Below are 18358 nucleotides of genomic sequence, written 5' to 3' on the forward strand. Positions count from 1 at the left end.
CGATAATACAGAAGTGAGCTTGTTTTTGCAAAGGCATAGAATGCGAACCCGTCGCGTCGGGAAGCGGCGCACGACGAGCGGCACGAGACATCCAGGAGGGGCACGATGACACAAAACGGCTTCCGCGTCGAAGCGGATCTTTTAGGTAAGCGAAGCATCCCGAACGAGGCCTACTACGGCGTCCATACGCTGCGCGCGAAGGAGAATTTCGACATTTCGGGCCGCACCATCGCGTCGCTGCCTTACTTCGTGATGGCGCTCGCCGCGGTGAAGGAGGCCGCGGCCGACGCGAACTGCGAGCTCGGGCTGCTGCCGCGGCCGTACCGCGATGCGATCGCCGCCGCGTGCGTCGAGATCCGCGAAGGGCGCCTGCACGACCAGTTCGTCGTCGACATCATCCAGGGCGGGGCCGGCACGTCGACCAACATGAACGCGAACGAGGTGATCTGCAACCGCGCGCTCGAAATCATGGGCTACGCGCGCGGGCAGTACGAATACCTGCATCCGAACGAGCACGTGAACCTCGCGCAGAGCACCAACGACGTCTATCCGACCGCGATTCGCGTGGCGACCTGCTTCGCGGTCGAGCACCTGCTCGAAGCGATGGCGCGCCTGCGCGATGCGTTCGCGGAGCGGGCCGACGCGTTCGCCGGCTTGCTGAAGCTCGGCCGCACGCAGCTGCAGGACGCGGTGCCGATGACGCTCGGCCAGGAATTCTCGACCTACGCGGTGATGCTGACGGAAGACATCGCGCGCCTGCAGGAAGCCGGCTGGCTGATTCGCGAGATCAACCTCGGCGCGACCGCGATCGGCACGGGGATCACCGCGCATCCGCAGTACGCGGAGAAGGCGCTCGCGGCGCTGCGGCGCATTACCGGGCTCGACCTGAGCACCGCGCCGAACCTGATCGAAGCGACCCAGGATTGCGGCGCGTTCGTGCAGGTGTCGGGCGTGCTCAAGCGGATCGCCGTGAAGCTGTCGAAGATCTGCAACGACCTGCGGCTGCTGTCGAGCGGCCCGCGCGCGGGGTTCGGCGAGATCAACCTGCCGCCCGTGCAGGCCGGCTCGTCGATCATGCCCGGCAAGGTCAATCCGGTGATCCCGGAAGTCGTCAACCAGGTTGCCTTCGAGGTGTTCGGCAACGACCTGACCGTGACCTTCGCGGCCGAGGCCGGACAGCTTCAGTTGAACGCGTTCGAGCCGGTGATCGCCAGCGCGCTGTTCCGCAGCTTCAGCCACCTGACGGCCGCCTGCACGACGCTCGCGCAGCGGTGCGTGAGCGGGATCACCGCGAACCCCGAACGGCTGCGCGAAACGATGGAGCGCTCGGTCGCGCTCGCGACCGCGCTGAACCCGTACATCGGCTACAAGCGCGCGACCGCCGTGGCGGCCGAAGCGCACGCGACCGGCAAGTCGATCCGCGAGGTCGTGCTGGAGCGCGAGTGGATGACCGCTGCGCAGGTCGAGGAAGCGCTGCAACCCGAAGCACTGATCCGGCCGCGCGTGCTTTGACGCCGGCTGCGCAGGCCGTCGGTGCGTGACGCCGGCGGCTTGCATGCGACTGCATCCGACGCGCCCCCGCGCGGGGCGCGACACATCAAGAAACAACGGAGACTCACGATGACCCACAGCAGCGAGCGCCCGGCCGATCCGGCCGGCGGCGCGGATTCCCGACATGCCGACCCGGATGCGATGTTCGCGTCGCACGAAGCCGGCTATGCGAAGCAGTTGAAGCCCCGGCACGTGCAGATGATCGCGATGGGCGGCGCGATCGGCACCGGCCTCTTTCTCGGTGCGGGCGGGCGCCTGCAGCACGCGGGGCCGGCGCTCGCGCTCGTCTACCTCGTCTGCGGCGTGTTCGCGTTCCTGATCATGCGCGCGCTCGGCGAGCTCGTGATGCACCGGCCGACCAGCGGCAGCTTCGTGTCGTATGCACGGGAGTTCATGGGCGAACGCGCCTCGTTCGTCGCGGGCTGGATGTACTACCTGAACTGGGCGACCACCGGCATCGTTGACATCACCGCGGTCGCGATCTACATGAAGTACTGGGCCGTGTTCACGGACGTGCCGCAGTGGGTGTTCGCGCTCGGCGCGCTCGGAATCGTGTCGGTGATGAACATGATCGGCGTGAAGGTGTTCGGCGAGATGGAGTTCTGGTTCTCGCTCGTCAAGGTGGGGACGCTCGCGGTGTTCCTCGCGGTCGGCGCCGTGTTTCTCGCGAGCGGCCATCCGGTCGCCGGGCAGATGCCGGGGCTTCACCTGGTCGCGGATCACGGCGGGATCTTCCCGCACGGCATCCTGCCGGCCGTGCTGATCGTGCAGGGCGTCGTGTTTGCCTACGCGAGCATCGAGCTCGTCGGCGTCGCGGCGGGCGAGACGGCCGATGCGCGCAAGGTCTTGCCGAAAGCCATCAACAGCGTGATGTGGCGCATCGCGCTGTTCTACGTCGGCTCGGTCGTGCTGTTGACGATGCTGCTGCCGTGGACGGCGTACAGCGCGCACGAAAGCCCGTTCGTGACGTTCTTCAGCAAGCTCGGCGTGCCGTACGTCGGCACCGTGATGAACGTCGTGGTGCTGACCGCCGCGCTGTCGAGCCTGAACTCCGGCCTCTATTCGACCGGGCGCGTGCTGCGCTCGCTCGCGATGGGCGGATCGGCGCCGCGCTTCGTGTCGCGGATGAACGCACGCGGCGTGCCGTACGGTGGGATCCTGATCACGGTCGCGATCAATGCGATCGGTGTGCCGCTGAACTACATCGTGCCGGCGCAGGCATTCGAGATCGTGCTGAACATGGCGTCGCTCGGGATCATCACGACGTGGGGCTTCATCGTCATGTGCCAGATCCTGTTCCGTCGTGCGGTCGATCGCGGCGAGCTGAAGGCGGTGTCGTTCCGGATGCCCGGCGCGCCGTTCACGTCGTGGCTCACGCTGGCCTTCCTCGTCGGCGTGCTGGTGCTGATGGCCTTCGACTATCCGGGCGGCACGTGGACCATCGCGACGATTCCGGTTGTCGTGCTCGCCCTGGTGATCGGCTGGAAGCTCGCGAAGCGTGGCGCGGCGCGGGAGCAGGCGGCGGATGCGCTTGCATCTTCGGCCACGCGCGCCGTTGCCGATCCGGTGCGGGGCGCCTGAAGACGGTATGCGCCGGGCGCGCCGGGTCGTTCGCGGCCGGCGCCCCGGCGCCTCGTGACGGTCAGTTCAATCCGGTGCGTTCGCCGACCCAGCGGCCGAAATCGCCGGCCATCTCCGCGGTCAGCTCGTGGCCGGCCGCGTACAGCCGCGTTTCGTGCGCGACGCCGAGGGCCGTGAGTTTTGCGTCGGCGGTGTCGGCCCACGCGACGGGCAGCTTGTCGTCGGCGCGGCCGTGCACGATCAGCGCATGGAGCGGGCGAAGGGCATCGCGCGGCGCGATCAGCGGATCGATTTCGGGCAGGATGCGCCCGCACAGCACTGCAAATGCGGTGACGTCCTGCGGCGACGTGAGGCCGACGCTCGCGCTCATGATGCCGCCCTGGCTGAAGCCGGCAATCACCGTCGGCAACGCGGTGCCTGCGTCATCGTTGCCACGGAAGCTGCGGAGCAGCGTGATCAGCTTGAGTCGGCTCGCGTCCGCGCGGGCCGCGTCGATTTCGGGGCCGTTCGGGCCGAAGCGCACCGGAAACCACGCGTGCTGGTCGGGGCCGAACGCGAGCGGGGCGCGCAGGAAGGCGATCTCGATGCGCGGATCGATGACGTCGGCCAGATTCAGCAGGTTGGTTTCGTTGCCGCCGACGCCATGCAGCAGCAACAGGCGGGCAGCGGGGCGGCCGGTGGCCGGGCGCAGCCGGTACTGGAGGCCCGACTCGGGATCGGTGGTCAGCGGCAGGACGTCGGTCATGGCGTGGGGTCCGGAAAGGGGAGCGATGCGACAGTCTAGGGCGTGCGCGCGGTGACGTGAATCGCTGGCGTGCGATTGATTGTTTCCAGACAGGAATGAATCGGGTGTTCCGCGACGCCACGTTGCTCGTTGTTCATATACCGATCGGGTGACTCGTCATCAGCGCGCGGAGTGGTTAAAGTAGATACATTTCGTAGATACGCGAGGGGCGAGGATGGATACTGCCAAGATTTTCAAGCATGGCGGATCGCAGGCTGTCCGTCTGCCGAAGGATTTCCGCTTCGACACGACCGAGGTCCGGATTCGTCGCCACGGTTCGTCCGTGATTCTCGAGCCGGTGCCGCAAGACTGGGCATGGCTCACGCCGCTGATCGGCCCGGTCGACGCCGATTTCGAAGCCGCCGCCACGACCGAGCCTGCCGCTCAGGACCGCCCGGATCCGGACGTATTTGAATGAAATTTCTGCTGGATACCCATGCCGTAATCGCCATCCTGAAAGGCGAGCCGGCCATGCTGGCCCGGCTGCGCACGTATCAGCCAGCAGATTTCGGCATGCCGGCGATCGTCGCGCATGAACTCTATTACGGCGCCTACAAGAGCCACAGAGCGGCTGCGAACGTGGCACGTGTCGAGGCACTTCAGTTCGAGGTGGTGTCGTTCGATGTCGAAGATGCTCAGCACGCCGGCGAGATTCGTGCGCATCTGACTGCGGCGGGCACCCCGATCGGTCCGTACGATGCGTTGATCGCAGGGCAGGCACGCGCTCGGCGTCTGGTGCTCGTCACGCATAACATGCGCGAGTTTGCGCGAGTCCCGGGGTTACAGGTCGAGGATTGGCTCGCCGAGGCGCGTGAAAACTGATCGCATGACGGTCATGCCGCAACGGGAGCGGATTCGTCCCGCGGGCGCGCGCCGCCCGGACCTCACCGCAACCGAATCACCGTCGATTTCAACTCCGTATATTTCTCCAGCGCGTGCAGCGAGTTGTCGCGCCCGTTGCCCGATTCCTTGAAGCCGCCGAACGGGAAGTTCATGTCGTCGGTTTCCTCGTAGCCGTTCACCCACACCGTGCCGGCCCGCAGCCGGCGCGCGGTTTCGTGCGCGGTCGTCAGGTTGGCCGTCCATACCGATGCCGCCAGCCCGTAGCGCGTGTCGTTCGCGTGCGCGATGGCCGTATCGAGGTCGTCGAACGTCGTGACCGCCAGCACCGGCCCGAAAATCTCCTCGCGCACGATCCGCGCGTCGGCACGCGGGCAGTCGAACACGGTCGGTTCGACGTACTGGCCGCCGCTCCCGGCGCGCGCACGCTTGCCGCCCGCGAGCAACGTCGCCTCGTCGCGGCCCGCGTCGACGTAGCCGAGCACGCGTTCGACCTGCGCGGCATCGATCAGGCTGCCCATGCGCGTAGCGGGCGACAGCGGATCGCCGGGCGCGTACTCGGGGGCGATCGCGAGCACGCGCGCGACGAGTTCGTCACGGATCGCGCGATGGACGAGCAAACGGGAACCCGCCGTACACATCTGCCCGGTGTTGTAGAACACCGCATGCGCGACGGTGCGCGCCGCGCGTTCGAGGTCCGGACAGTCGGGCAGCACGATCTGCGGCGACTTGCCGCCGAGTTCGAGCCACACGCGCTTCAGGTTCGAATCGGCCGCGCAGCGCATGACCTTGTGGCCAACCGCGGTCGAGCCGGTGAATGCGATGCAGTCGACGTCCGGATGCCGCGCGAGCGCTTCGCCCGCATCGCCGAAGCCCGGCAGCACGTTCAGCACGCCGGCCGGCAGCCCGGCCTGCGCGGCCAGCGCGGCGAGTCGCAGCGCACTGAGCGGCGATTTCTCCGACGGCTTCAGCACGACGCTGTTGCCGGCCGCGAGCGCCGGCGCGCATTTCCACATCGCGATCATCGCGGGGAAATTCCATGGCACGACCGCCGCGACCACGCCGATCGGCTCGCGCGTGACGAGCCCGACGAGATGCGCGTCGGCCGGCGCGACTTCGCCGCCCGTCTTGTCGATCGCTTCGGCGAACCACTCGGCGCAGTAGGCGGTCGACGGGATGTCGATCGTGGTCGTGTCGCCGATCGGCTTGCCGGTGTCGAGCGTTTCGAGCAGCGCGAGATCGTCCGCGTGCTCGCGGATCAGCGCGGCCCAGCGCAGCATCACGCGCTTGCGTTCGCGCGGCGACGCGTCACGCCACGCACCGCTTTCGAATGCGCGCCGCGCGGCCGCGACCGCGAGGTCGGCGTCGGCCTGCCGGCAATGCGCGACCTGCGCGAGCGCACGGCCGTCGATCGGGCTCGTGCAGGCGAAGGTGGCGCCGTCGTGCGCGTCGCGGAACCTACCGTCCACGAATGCGCGGGATTCGATGTCGAGCTGGCTGGCGCGCGTGCGCCAGGTGTCGTTCGTCTGCATGAGAACACTCCGTCGTGGGTCGGCGAGATCAGCGTGAAGCGGGCGTCGGGCGGCGGATCGCGATCGCGCGGCCCGCATGCGGCTCGTGCGGCGCGCGCGCATGTTCGGCGTGAATCGCGTCGAGATGCCGGCGGATCGCGGCCGGGAACGGCGCGGAGCGTTTCGCGCGCATGTCGACGTGGGTCAGCAGTTGCTCGCCGGTCGCGAGTGGCGCCCCCGTCGTCGCATGGTGCATCGAATGAAACACGTGCAGCCGCCGGTCGTCCATGTCGAGCAGCCGCACCGTGAGCCTGAGCGGTTCGCCGAGCATCGCTTCGCGCAGGTGGCGGATATGCGTTTCCGCCGAGTAAATCGAGCAGCCGGCCTCGCGATAGTCGTCGTCGATGCCGAAGTAGCGGAAGAACGCATCGCTGCTGTCGCCGAACACGAGCAGATAGCACGATTCGCTCATGTGGCCGTTGTAATCGACCCACTCGGGCTGCACGGTGCAGCGATGCAGTTCGAGGGGCGTCGCGATCGGTGCGGCGGGGTCGTACGGACGCGCCTTCTGTCCTTCGTAGGCCGAGCGCAGGCGCGGCTCGGCGGCGGGGCTGAGGTGGGTCGTCATCCAGTGCACTCCAGGGTTCGGAACGGGCCCGCACGTCGTCCGCGGGGGCTGCCGGTCGATGTTATGACGGGTTGAACGTTTTTTCAATAAAGAGATCGCCGATGCGTGTAAACACCGGTGCGGATTCATCGCTCAATTAATTGAACATTCATTCAACGGAACCTATACTCGCCAGCGCCGCGATGCCGAAGCGAAGCAGGGCGGGCGGCGCATCTGCACGATACGCACAACGAAAAATCGATCCGCCTCGCGCGGAAACCGGAGACACCGAAAATGAAGAAGCGCTTCCTGCTGGCCGGCATGATGTCGGTGATGGTCCACGGCTACGCACACGCCCAGAGCAGCGTATCGCTGTACGGGATCATCGACGGCGGCATCACCTACGTGAACAATACGGGCGGCGCGCATGCGTACCTGTTCGACGACGGCGTGTCGTACGGCAACCGCGTCGGCCTGATGGGCACGGAGGATCTCGGCGGCGGCAACAAGGCCGTGTTCAAGCTCGAGAACGGGTTCCGGCTCGGCACCGGCAAGCTGAACCAGGGCGGCGCGATGTTCGGGCGGCAGGCGTACGTGGGGCTGGGCAATGACTGGGGCACGCTGACGTTCGGCAACCAGTACGACTTTGCATTCGATTTCACCGCGAACTACAACGTCAGCGCGTTCGGCAGCGGCTACGGCGTGCACCTGGGCGACTTCGACCGTCAGAGCGGCGACCGGCTGCAGAACGCGGTGAAGTTCGTCAGCAACAGTTTCCACGGGCTCGTGGTCGGTGGCATGTATTCGTTCAGCAACGATGCGGGCAGCTTCCACGACGGCAGTGCGTGGAGCCTGGGCGCGAGCTACACGCACGGCGATTTCTCGGCAGGCGGCAACTATACGCGGCTCAACGCGCCGCGCCGGCTCGCGGCGCTCGATCCGTATGCGCAGATGGGCGTGAGGACGATGCTCGGACAGACGGTCGCGACCGTCGATCCGGCGACGGGCGCCGTCACCGACCTGCACGATTCGACGCCGTTCTCGATCGACTCGCAGTCGATCTTCGGGATCGGCGCGTCGTACACGCTCGGCAAGCTGACGCTCAACGCGGATTTCAGCAACACGACGTTCAAGGGCTACGGGCAATCGTCGACGATGCGCGTGTACGAGGCGGGCGGCCTGTACCAGGCGACCCCGGCGCTGTCGCTCGTCGCGGGCTACCAGTACACGACGTTCGAAGGCCATCACTGGCACGAAGTCGCGCTCGGCACGCATTACGCACTGTCCAAGCGCACCGACGTCTATGCGGGCGTCGACTGGATGCGCGCGTCGAACGGCGTCGATGCGGTGATCGGCTACAGCTTCACGCCGTCGACGAGCCGCACGCAAGCCGCCGCGCGCATCGGCATGCGGCACAACTTCTGATCGCTTCTACCGCACGGCCCGGCCCGGGCCTGCGTCGAAGGGGGCGTCGTCGCCGTGCTGCGCAACGCGCCCGGCGACGATGACGTGAGCACAGACGGCACGCTCGGCGAGCGTCACTGAACGCACTGCGGCGAAGACCCGCGCACGGTTGCCGCCGGCCCGCTCGGGCGATGCATGAGCGGGCCGGCGGGTGTCAGGCGTCGAGCCTCACCAGCGCATCGACGGCCACCGCGCCGCATTCCATCACCAGCAGCGGATTGACGTCGAGTTCGACGAGCGTGTCGGCGTGTGCCTGCGCGAAGCGTGCGATCGCCATCACGTTCGCCACCACCGCATCGAGATCGGCCTTCGGCCGTCCGCGATAGCCGGTCAGCAGCGGGCCGAGCTTCAGCCCGAGCAGGGCGTCGCGCACGTCGCTTTCACGCACCGGCAGCAGGAGTGTCGCGGTGTCGCGGATCAGCTCGACCAGCACGCCGCCGGCGCCGAGCACGAGCGCTAGACCGAAATTCGGCTCGCGCTTCACGCCGACGATCAGTTCGAGCAGCGGCGCGTCGGCCATCTTCTCGACGAGGATGCGCTCGACCCGCACGTCCGGCGCGTAGCGCGCGACCTGTTCGGTCATCCGCTCGACCGCGGCGGCGACGGCTTCGGGCGACGCGAGCTTCAGCGCGACCGCGCCGGCCTCGGTCTTGTGCGGCAGGCGATCGCTGACCACTTTCACGCAGACCGGAAACCCGAGCCGCTGCGCGGCGGCCGGGGCATCGGCGGGCGCGACGCATTCCGCTGACGGTACGTCGAGCCCGTGCGCGGCCAGCATCCGCTTGCTCGCCCATTCGTCGTGCAGCGTCGTGGCGCCGTGACTGCCGCCGCCGTTGCCGGCCCGCAGTACCGGCAGCGCGTTGAGCGCATCGGCGTCGAGCACGCGGCGGCGCGTCTCGCCGTAGGTCATCGCCGCGCCGATTGCGTCGATCCCGTCGGCGAGCCCCTGCAGCGGCGCGATGCCGGCCGAGGCCATGCGTGCGGCGTGATCGGGCGGCGTGAGGTCGGGAAACACCGAGATGACCGCGCCGACCACGCCGTGCTGGCGCGCGGAGGCCGCGAACGCGTTTGCCGCGATGTCGCACAGCGGTCGCTCGCCGGTCGCTTCCTGCGGATAGTCGAGAATCATCGCGGCCGCGCCGGGCCGGTCGGCGAGCAGCGCGTCGCAGCACGCGCGCATCTTGTCCGGATCGCCCCACGGTGTCGTCGTGAAATCGAGCGGGTTCGCGATCGTCGCGTACGCGGGCAGCACGTTGCCGAGCGCGTGGCGCCCGGCGTCGCCGACCGGCGGGAACGCGATGCCCTGCGCGTCGCCGAGATCCGCGACGAGCCCCGCATCGCCGCCGGACGTCGCCAGCGCGGCGAGCGTGCGGCGCTCGGGCACACCGGCGATCGCGAGCAGCTTCAGCGTTTCGACGAGGCCGACCGGGTCCTTCACGCGGATCACGCCGAGCCGCCGGAACAGTGCGTCGTACAGCGCGTCCGAGCCCGCGAGCGAACTCGTGTGGCTGATCGCGAGCTGCGCGCCGAGCGCCGAGGTCCCGCTCTTCAGCGCGATGATCGGCACGCCGCGCGCGAGCGCGCGGGCGGCGGCCTCGCTGAACGCGCGCACGTCCTTCAATCCTTCGAGATGCACGCCGATCGCGCGGATGCGCGGATCGTCGACGAAGGCATCGACGAGGCGCGCGATGTCGACCGACGCCTGGTTGCCGACGCTCGCCAGGTATGCGAACGGCACCGAGCGTGCGCTCATCGACAGGTTGTACGCGAGGTTGCCGCTTTGCGTGATCACCGCGACGCCCGATTCGACGCGCGGCGCGCCGTGCGCGACCGGCCACAGCGCGCTGCCGTTCAGGCCGTTGATCAACCCGTAGCAGTTGGGCCCGAGTACGGCCATGTCGCCGGCGGCGTCGACGAGCGCCTGCTGCAGCGCGGCGCCGTCGGCCCCGGTTTCGGAGAAACCCGACGCGTACACGATCGCGCCGCCGGCGCCGCGTTCGGCGAGCGCGCGCACGACGTCGATCGCTTGCCGCGCGGGGACTGCGACGAACACGGCATCGGGCGCGGCGGGCAGGTCGGCGACGCTGGCATGGCAGGGCACGCCGTCGATCTCGGCATGGTTCGGATTGACGAGCCAGATGTCGCCGGCATAGCCGTAGTGGCGACAGCGCTGCACGGCGCCCGCGATGCCGCGCCCGCCGACGAACGCGATGCTGGCCGGCTCGAGCAGCCGGCGCAGGTTGGCCGCGGCGTCGGCACGGCGATCCCTGACTTCAGGGGAAGAGGTCATGATGGTCCTTTCGGAACGCGCGCCGGCTTGCGCGCCGGCGCGACGATTCGCGTCAGCTGTAGCGTCGGAGGATTTCCTTGGACAGGATGTGGCGCTGGATCTCGGACGTGCCTTCCCAGATGCGCTCGATGCGCGCATCGCGCCAGAAGCGCTCGATCGGCAGTTCGTCCATCAACCCCATGCCGCCGTAGATCTGCACCGCGTGATCGGTCACGCGGCCGAGTGTCTCGGTGGCCAGCAGTTTCGCGAGCGCGGCGTCGCCGTCGGTCATCGTGCCCTGGTCGAGCTTCTGCGCGGTATAGAGCGTGACGAGTTCCGCCGCGCGAATCTCGGTCTGCATGTCGGCGAGCTTGAACGACGTGCCCTGGAAATCGCCGATGCGCTTGCCGAACTGATGGCGCGTCGCGGCCCATTCGGCGGCCATCTCGAACGCGCGCTGCGCGCGGCCGATGTTGTTCGCGGCCACCATCACGCGGCCGGCGGTGAGCCAGTCGTTCGCGAGCTCGAAGCCGCGATGCTCTTCGCCGAGGATCTGCGCGGCGCTCACGCGGCAGTCGGACAGGAAGATCTCCGACTGGTGGTAGCCGCGCAGGCTCGTGCAGTGCGGGCCGCGCCGCACGGTCATGCCCGGCGTGTCCTTGTCGATCAGGAAGCAGGTCACGCGCTTGCGCTTCTGGCCGCGCACTTCCTCCTCGCCGGTGACGGCGAACAGGATCACGAAGTCGGCCGTATCCGCGTGGCTGATGAAGTGCTTGCTGCCGTTGATCACGTAGTCGTCGCCGTCGCGCACCGCGCGCGTGCGGATGCCCATCGCGTCGGAGCCGGCGCCCGGCTCGGTCAGCGCGAAGCAGTCGACGCGCTCGCCGCGCACGGCCGGCTTCAGGTAGCGCTCGATCTGGTCGCCCTTGCATGCCATCAGGATCTTGCTGGGCCGCGCGACGAACACGTGCAGCGCCCAGCTCGTGCGGCCGAGCTCGCGCTCGACCAGCGCCTGCGTCACGTAGTCGAGGCCCGGGCCGCCGGCGCTCTCGGGCATGTTGAACGCGTAGAAGCCAAGCTCGAGCGACTTGCGGCGGATCGAATCGGCGAGTTCGGCCGGCACGTCGTCCGCGCGATCGACTGCGAATTCATGCGGCTGCAGTTCCTTCTCGACGAACTGACGCAGCGACGTCACCAGCATGTCCTGCTCTTGGGTCAGCGAAAAATCCATCAATCATCTCCCGATAAAATGGGGGGCGCGACCTTCGACCGACGCGCGAAGCGCTTCCCGGCCGTCCTCGCTGTGACCGCAAGCGACGCCGGCCGCCAACTCGCCGCGCAGTTGCTCGGCAAGGGTATGCGTGAGCGACTGCGCAAGCAGTGCCTTGGTATGGCCGAACGCGACGCTCGGCCCTTGAGCGAGCCGCGCGGCGAACGCGGCGACATGCTCCGCGAACGCATCGGCGTCGACGACTTTGGACACGAGCCCGGCCGCGAGCGCATCCTGCGCGTTCCAGCGTTCGTTCAGGAAGACGAAACGGCGCACGACGTCGGGGCGCGCGAGGCGCGGCAGGAACCAGCTTCCGCCCATGTCGGGGCTGTAGCCCATGCCCGTATACCCGCAGCGCAGCGTCGCGGCCGTGCTCGCGATGCGGAAGTCGCACGCAAAGCCGATGTCGGTGCCCGCGCCGACCGTCGAGCCGTTCAGCGCGGCGATCGTGGGGCGCGGAAACGCGGCGAGCGCCTGCACGAAACGGTGCGCGCGTTCGGTCCACCCGTAGGTGTCGAGTTCGCCGTTGCGCTCGGCCTCGGCCCACTCGTCGACGTCCGCGCCCGCGCAGAATGCGCTGCCGGTGCCGGTCAGCACGACGCAGCGCACCGCCGGATCGTTCGCGAGCGCGTCGAGCGTCTCGCGAAGAAAGTCGAGATGCGGCCGCGCGAGCGAATTGCGCTTCGCCGGGCGGTTCAGTCGAAGGGTCACGACGCCGTCGTGCCGTTCGATTCGGATGTCCTCGATGCTCATGCTGATCACTGTCTCCTGGTTGTTGTGTGTCGGGGTGTGTCAGAGCCGGCAAGGGTCGCCGCTACTTGCGGACCGCATTTCGGCATAGTATAAGTTCTGTTAAATGAACGTTCAACCCAATTGTGAGTCGACCAGGAGACACACGATGAGCGTGGTGATGGAGACGTCGGCGGGTGTGGAGGAGGGAAGAGCCGGGGCGCATGCGGCACGCACCGCGTCGGCGGAGCGCATCGCGAGCGGCGCAGGCCTGCAGATCGATCGCGTGTCGAAGCGCTACGGCAGCGTGCATGCGTTGCGGGAAACGTCGATCGAGATTCCGCGCGGCGAATTCCTGACGATCCTCGGGCCGTCGGGTTCCGGCAAGACGACGTTGCTGACGATCGTCGCGGGCTTCGAGCATCCGACCACCGGCGACCTGCGCGTGGGCGGCCGCAGCATCGTCGCGTTGCCGCCGGAGAAGCGCAACTTCGGGATGGTGTTCCAGGGCTATGCGCTGTTTCCGCACATGACGGTCGAACAGAACGTCGCGTATCCGCTGATGGTGCGCAAGCAGAAGGGGCCCGACGCGGTGAAGCGCGTGAAGGCCGCGCTCGATCTCGTGCGGCTCGGCCCTCTCGCGGATCGGCTGCCGCGCCAGTTGTCGGGTGGCCAGCAGCAACGCGTCGCGATCGCGCGCGCGCTGGTGTTCGATCCCGATCTCGTGCTGCTCGACGAACCGCTCGGCGCGCTCGACCGCAAGCTGCGCGGCGAGGTGCAGGTCGAACTGAAGGCGCTGCACGAACGGCTCGGGGCAACGTTCCTGTTCGTCACGCACGACCAGGAGGAAGCGCTGTCGATGTCGGACCGGATCGCGATCATGCGCGACGGCCGGCTCGAACAGATCGGCACGCCGGACGGGCTGTACGAGCAGCCGGCGAACCGCTTCGTCGCGGACTTCCTCGGCAAGAGCAACTTCATCGAAGGCGTCGCAGTCGGCGGCGATGCGGACACCACGCACTATCGCGTCGGCGATACGCGGTTCGTCGCGCCCGCGTGCGGCGCGCGAACCGACGACACGCTGCTGTTCGCGCTGCGCCCCGAGAAGGTCGCCGTGTCCGCGACGTCGTGCGGCGGCGCGCACAACGAAGTGGCCGGCCGCATCCGTCATTGGAGCTATTTCGGTTCGTCGTACCGCTTCGAGATCGAGACGTCGGCGCTCGGCTGCATGACGGCGGACGTGCCTGCGTGGCGAGGGCTCGCGTCGCCGCGCACCGGCATGGACGTGTTCGTGCAGTGGGAGCGCGACGCGACCTGCCGGATCGCGGCCGACTGACGCGGCGAACGCTGCATCCCGCGCGACGCGGCGGCTGCCGTCGTCGCCGGCCGATTCCCCGTGCCCGACAACGCCGAGATGCGTGCGGGCGCTGCCCAGCCTGGAGGAGACACCATGACGAAGCGCCATCTGCAGGACCTGCTCGACCAAGCGCGCGACCTTCAACCCGCGACGTCGCAACGCCGCCGCGATTTCCTGCGGCTGTGCGCGGCCGCCGGCATCGCGCCGACGCTGCTGTCGCTCGGCGCGAAAGACGCGCTGGCGTCGAACCCGAAGGAAATCGTGCTCAGCGCATGGGGCGGCGAAGCGCGTTCGGCGTTCCGCTCCGCATACATGGACCCGTTCACGAAGGCGAGCGGGATCAGGATGGGTTACGACTCGTCGCCGGAGGACGGCAAGATCAAGGCAATGGTCGAGAACAGGAACGTGATCTGGGACGTGATGGATCTCGACGGCTTCGCGGCGATCAAGCTCGGCAAGCAGGGCTTCCTGCGGCCGATCGATTATTCGGTCGTGGGCCGCAACACACTGCCGGGGCTCGGGTCGGATTTCGGCGTGCCGTCGTACCTGCTGAGCTACGTGCTCGTCTACGACGCGCGCAAGTTCGGCGCGAATCCGCCGAAGAACTGGGCCGATTTCTGGAACGTCGGCAAGTTTCCGGGCAAGCGCGGGCTGTGGAAATGGATGGGCGGCGCGCTCGAAGCCGCGCTGATGGCCGATGGCGTCGACAAGGACAAGGTCTACCCGATCGACGTGCCGCGCGCGCTGAAGAAACTCAAGGAGCTGCGCTCGAACGTGCTGCTGTGGGATTCGGGTGCGGACAGCCTGCAACTGCTGCGCAACGGCGAAGTCAGCATGGCGTGCATCTGGCATACGCGCGCGAACGTGATCCAGCGCGAGAGCAACGGCCGGTTCCGCTATACGTGGGAGCAGGGGCTCGCGTCGTGCGACGTGTGGGGCGTGCCGAAGAACAACCCGTCGGGCGATGCCGTGTGGCAGTTCATCAAGTTCGTGCAGGGTGTCGAGCCGCAGGTGCGCCTGCTGTCGCTGCTCGGCAACGGGCCGGTGACGCCGGCCGCGACGGCCGCGGTGCCGCAGGCGCTGCGCGCCGACAATCCCGGCACGCCCGAGAACTGGGCGAAGCAGTGCAAGGTGAATCCCGAATGGTGGGCGCAGCATTACGAAGCGACGCTCGCGCAGTACACCGACCTGATGTCGTCCTGATCCGCCGCCTCGTGAGCGTGACGCCATGACTACCCTGTCTCCTCCCGCCGCGGGCGCGGTCCCGCTAGGCCGCGCGAAGGCCGACCGCTACTGGCTGCTCGTCGTGCCGCTGCTCGCGGTGCTGATCGTGCTGTACGTGGTTCCGCTCGTGCGCGTGCTGTGGCTCGGCTTCACGGTGCCGGCGCCCGGCCTGACGAACTACGCGCGGCTGCTGGACAACCATGGCGTGCACCGCGTGCTGTGGACGACGCTGCGCGTGTGCGCGGTCACCACGGTGTTTTCGGTCGCGCTCGGCTACGCGATCGCCTATGCGATGGCGCACGTCGGCCCGCGTCAGCGGATGGCGCTGATGTTCGGGCTGCTCGTGCCGTTCTGGGCGTCGGTGCTGGTGCGTGCGTTCTCGTGGCTGTTCCTGCTCGGCGAGCAGGGGCTCGTCAACACGCTGCTGATGCGCGTCGGGTTGATCGACGCGCCGCTGCCGCTGATGCGCAACGAGATCGGCGTCGTGATCGGGATGATCCACTTCATGATTCCGTATGCGGTGCTGCCGCTGTACGCGAACATGAAGGGCATCGACCCGCAGCTCGCGCGGGCGTCGCAGGGGCTCGGCGCGGGCGCGTTCGTCACGTTCCGCAAGGTGTATTTCCCGCAGACGCGGCCGGGCATCGTCGGCGCGGCGATCCTCGTGTTCATCTTCTCGCTCGGCTTCTACGTGACGCCGGTGATTCTCGGCGGCGGCCGCACGGTGATGATCGCCGAGTACATCAGCACGCAGATCCTGCAGCTCGTGAACTGGGGCAGCGGGGCGGCGCTCGCGTCGCTGCTGCTGGCGTCGATCCTGGCCGCGCTCGCGCTGCTCGCGCGTTTCGTCGACCTGCGCGAGCTTTTCGGCGCGCGCTGATTCGAACGGAGGACGAACCGATGAAGAATCGAATGACCGCAGGGCGCGCGCTGGTGGTCGGTGTCGCATGGGCCGCGATCCTGTTCCTGATGCTGCCGCTGCTCGTGTCGGTGCCCGTGTCGCTGACGCCGAGCGACTACCTGTCGATGCCGGACGGCGCGCTGTCGTTGCGGCACTACGGCGTGCTGCTCGACGACGACGGCTGGGTGTCGAGCTTCCTGCAAAGCGGGCTGATCGCGCTGGCGTCGTCGGCGATCTCGGTCACGCTCGGCACGCTGTGCGCGATCGGCCTGTGGAAGGTCGCGTCGCGGCGCGGCGAGTTCGTGCGCGGCGTGATCCTGTTTCCGCTGATCGTGCCGCCGATCGTGTCGGCGCTCGCGTTCTATCGGCTGTGGGGCGAGCTCGGGATGCTCGACAGCCTGCCGGCAGTGATCCTGTCGCACGTCGTGCTGTCGGTGCCTTACGTGGTGGTGGCCGTGTCCGCGTCGCTCGCGACGGTCGGCCTGCGGATCGAACAGGCGTCGCGCAGCCTCGGCGCGAACCTCGCGCAGACGCTGCGCTACGTGATCCTGCCGTCGATCCGGCCGGGCGTGCTGTCGGCGGCGGTGTTCGCATTCATCCTGTCGTGGGACGAGCTGGTCGTCACGCTGTTCATCTCGAGCCGGAGCGTGTACACGCTGCCGCGCCGCATGTGGGACGGGATGCGCGAGAACGTCGACCCGGCGATCGCGTCGGTGTCCACGCTGCTGCTCGTCGCGACCTGCGTCGCGATCGGCCTGTCGCTGCTGCGCAAGCGCGCGGCCGGGGCCGTGTGAGTTCAACCCTTCAACGTTACGTTGCGGAGAAAAATCGCCTCATGAAAGTCCTGATCGTCCACGCCCATCCCGAGCCGCAGTCGTTCACCACGTCGATGCTGCACCGCGCGGTGAGTACGCTCGAAGCGCAGGGGCACACCGTGACGGTGTCCGACCTGTACGCGATGCAGTGGAATCCGGTGGCGAGCGCGGCCGATTTCGGCGTGCGCAAGCACCCCGACTATCTCGTCTACGCGCTCGAGCAGCGCGAGAACGTCGCCGCGCACGCGATCGCGCCGGACATCGCCGCGGAACTCGACAAGCTCGCCGCATGCGACTTGCTGATCCTGAGCTTCCCGCTGTTCTGGTGCTCGGTGCCGGCGATCATGAAGGGCTGGATCGACCGCGTGCTCGTGTCGGGCAAGGTGTACGGCGGTGTGCGCTTCTACGATCGCGGCGGGATGCGCGGCAAGCGCGCGCTGCTCGCCTATACGTGCGGCGGCCGCGACTACATGTTCGGCGCGGATGGTGTGCATGGCGAAATGGACCTGATGCTGCGCCACGTGCTGCGCGGCACGCTCGGCTATGCGGGCTTCGACGTGCTGCCGTCGTTCGTCGGCTATCACGTGCCGTATATCGGCGATGCCGAGCGCGCGGCCGTGCTCGATCGGTACGGCGACTACCTGGCGCGGCTCGACCGGCTCGAACCGATGGCGTTCCCGACGCTCGACGATTTCGACGGCGACATGCGGCGGCGCGAGCGCGCGCCGCAGGAAGCCGCGCAGGACTGATCGCGACACCCGGCCGCGATGCCGATACGCGTCTCAACCATCCGACCGCTTGAGAGTTCGAGCAATGACCCTGACGTCGAGCGACGTGCTGCTGTTCCTGACCGGCCTGCTGACGCTGTTCTGTCCGCCGGTCGCGATCCCGATGTACGCGGCCGTCACCGGGCATTTTCCCGACGTGACGCAGCGGCAGATCGCATTCAGGCTGTTCGCGTGGATCGCGGCGCTGATGGTCGGCGCGGTCTGGGGCGGCCAGTTCCTGCTGCGCATGCTCGGCCTGACGCTCGGTGCGCTGACGCTGACGGGCGGCCTCGTGCTGTGCCTGTGGTCGATTCCGATGATGCGCGGCACGGCCAACGACGAACGCAGCGGCGGGGAGCGGCGGCTCGAATATGCGCAGTGGCGCACCTACATCGCGGTGCCGCTGATCTTCCCGCTGTCGATCGGCAGCGCGGTGATGTCGCTCGTGATCACGACCGCGACGCGCTTTCATACGCCGTCCGACCTGCTCGCGCTGAGCGCGGCCTGCGTGCTGCACGCGGGCGTGATCGGGCTCACGTATGCGTGCTCGGCGTCGTGGTGCCGGCGGCTCGGCGAGATCGGCAGGACCCTCGTCGAGCGGCTGTCGGGGATCGTGCTGACCGCGATCGCGTTCCAGATGCTCGCGCAAGGCGTACGCGAACTGCTGCCGGGGCTCGCGCACTGATGG

General features: G+C 68.1%; 17 protein-coding genes. 11 read left to right on the top strand and 6 right to left on the bottom strand.

What is annotated here, in order from left to right:
* Nucleotides 1–105 precede the first annotated feature (105 nt).
* On the top strand, nt 106–1512 hold the full coding sequence (locus tag CFB40_RS23070) for an aspartate ammonia-lyase (protein WP_089432481.1): 1407 nt from the start codon (nt 106–108) through the stop codon (nt 1510–1512).
* Nucleotides 1513–1620: 108 nt separating this feature from the next.
* A complete protein-coding gene (locus tag CFB40_RS23075) occupies nt 1621–3132 on the top strand; it encodes an amino acid permease (RefSeq protein ID WP_089432482.1) in 1512 nt (503 codons plus the stop codon).
* Nucleotides 3133–3193: 61 nt separating this feature from the next.
* Here the strand turns inward: CFB40_RS23075 and CFB40_RS23080 are convergent, their stop codons facing one another.
* The gene (locus CFB40_RS23080; RefSeq protein WP_089432483.1) at nt 3194–3877 is read right to left on the bottom strand and encodes an alpha/beta hydrolase; all 684 of its coding nucleotides are present in this window, start codon (nt 3875–3877) and stop codon (nt 3194–3196) included.
* 214 nt (nt 3878–4091) lie between these two features.
* On the opposite strand from CFB40_RS23080, the gene CFB40_RS23085 reads away from it, so the two are divergent.
* Nucleotides 4092–4334, top strand: a complete 243-nt coding sequence (locus CFB40_RS23085) for an antitoxin (RefSeq protein WP_089432484.1) — start codon at nt 4092–4094, stop codon at nt 4332–4334.
* Complete coding sequence (locus tag CFB40_RS23090; protein WP_089432485.1) at nt 4331–4738, top strand: type II toxin-antitoxin system VapC family toxin; 408 nt, start codon at nt 4331–4333, stop codon at nt 4736–4738. The genes CFB40_RS23085 and CFB40_RS23090 overlap by 4 nt, the downstream gene beginning before the upstream one ends.
* Before the next feature lie 62 nt (nt 4739–4800).
* Here CFB40_RS23090 and CFB40_RS23095 read toward each other — a convergent pair whose 3' ends face one another.
* Together CFB40_RS23095 and CFB40_RS23100 are read right to left on the bottom strand one after the other, a co-directional pair.
* A complete protein-coding gene (locus CFB40_RS23095) occupies nt 4801–6288 on the bottom strand; it encodes an aldehyde dehydrogenase (RefSeq protein WP_089432486.1) in 1488 nt (495 codons plus the stop codon).
* A gap of 28 nt (nt 6289–6316) precedes the next feature.
* A complete protein-coding gene (locus tag CFB40_RS23100; protein ID WP_089427810.1) occupies nt 6317–6895 on the bottom strand; it encodes a thioesterase family protein in 579 nt (192 codons plus the stop codon).
* Between the two features lie 273 nt (nt 6896–7168).
* Here CFB40_RS23100 and CFB40_RS23105 point away from each other — a divergent pair, with 273 nt between their 5' ends.
* Nucleotides 7169–8299, top strand: a complete 1131-nt coding sequence (locus CFB40_RS23105; protein WP_089427809.1) for a porin — start codon at nt 7169–7171, stop codon at nt 8297–8299.
* A 193-nt stretch (nt 8300–8492) separates the two neighbouring features.
* Here CFB40_RS23105 and CFB40_RS23110 read toward each other — a convergent pair whose 3' ends face one another.
* From CFB40_RS23110 to CFB40_RS23120, 3 genes are read right to left on the bottom strand one after another with little or no spacing between them, the layout of a single operon-like run.
* Nucleotides 8493–10628, bottom strand: coding sequence for an acetate--CoA ligase family protein (locus tag CFB40_RS23110; protein WP_089432487.1), 2136 nt, complete (start codon nt 10626–10628; stop codon nt 8493–8495).
* 52 nt (nt 10629–10680) lie between these two features.
* A complete protein-coding gene (locus tag CFB40_RS23115) occupies nt 10681–11838 on the bottom strand; it encodes an acyl-CoA dehydrogenase family protein (RefSeq protein WP_089427807.1) in 1158 nt (385 codons plus the stop codon).
* Between the two features lie 3 nt (nt 11839–11841).
* Nucleotides 11842–12630, bottom strand: a complete 789-nt coding sequence (locus CFB40_RS23120) for an enoyl-CoA hydratase/isomerase family protein (RefSeq protein ID WP_089432488.1) — start codon at nt 12628–12630, stop codon at nt 11842–11844.
* 145 nt (nt 12631–12775) lie between these two features.
* On the opposite strand from CFB40_RS23120, the gene CFB40_RS23125 reads away from it, so the two are divergent.
* The 6 genes from CFB40_RS23125 to CFB40_RS23150 all read left to right on the top strand — a co-directional run bounded on the left by CFB40_RS23125 (nt 12776) and on the right by CFB40_RS23150 (nt 18355).
* Nucleotides 12776–13942 carry an ABC transporter ATP-binding protein gene (locus tag CFB40_RS23125; protein ID WP_089427805.1) on the top strand — a complete coding sequence of 389 codons (1167 nt, stop codon included), beginning with the start codon at nt 12776–12778 and terminating at the stop codon, nt 13940–13942.
* 114 nt (nt 13943–14056) lie between these two features.
* On the top strand, nt 14057–15166 hold the full coding sequence (locus CFB40_RS23130) for an ABC transporter substrate-binding protein (protein ID WP_089427804.1): 1110 nt from the start codon (nt 14057–14059) through the stop codon (nt 15164–15166).
* Nucleotides 15167–15191: 25 nt separating this feature from the next.
* The gene (locus CFB40_RS23135) at nt 15192–16067 is read left to right on the top strand and encodes an ABC transporter permease (protein WP_089432489.1); all 876 of its coding nucleotides are present in this window, start codon (nt 15192–15194) and stop codon (nt 16065–16067) included.
* 20 nt (nt 16068–16087) lie between these two features.
* Nucleotides 16088–16882, top strand: a complete 795-nt coding sequence (locus CFB40_RS23140; protein WP_089427802.1) for an ABC transporter permease — start codon at nt 16088–16090, stop codon at nt 16880–16882.
* Between the two features lie 41 nt (nt 16883–16923).
* Entirely contained in the window at nt 16924–17652 is a 729-nt protein-coding gene (locus CFB40_RS23145; protein ID WP_089427801.1) for an NAD(P)H-dependent oxidoreductase, read from the top strand.
* Nucleotides 17653–17716: 64 nt separating this feature from the next.
* Nucleotides 17717–18355 (top strand): MarC family protein, encoded by a 639-nt coding sequence (locus tag CFB40_RS23150; RefSeq protein ID WP_089432490.1) that lies wholly within the window; start codon nt 17717–17719, stop codon nt 18353–18355.
* The last annotated feature ends 3 nt before the right edge of the window (nt 18356–18358 follow it).

Origin of the sequence: Burkholderia sp. AU31652, assembly GCF_002223155.1 — a bacterium.
GTDB lineage: Bacteria > Pseudomonadota > Gammaproteobacteria > Burkholderiales > Burkholderiaceae > Burkholderia.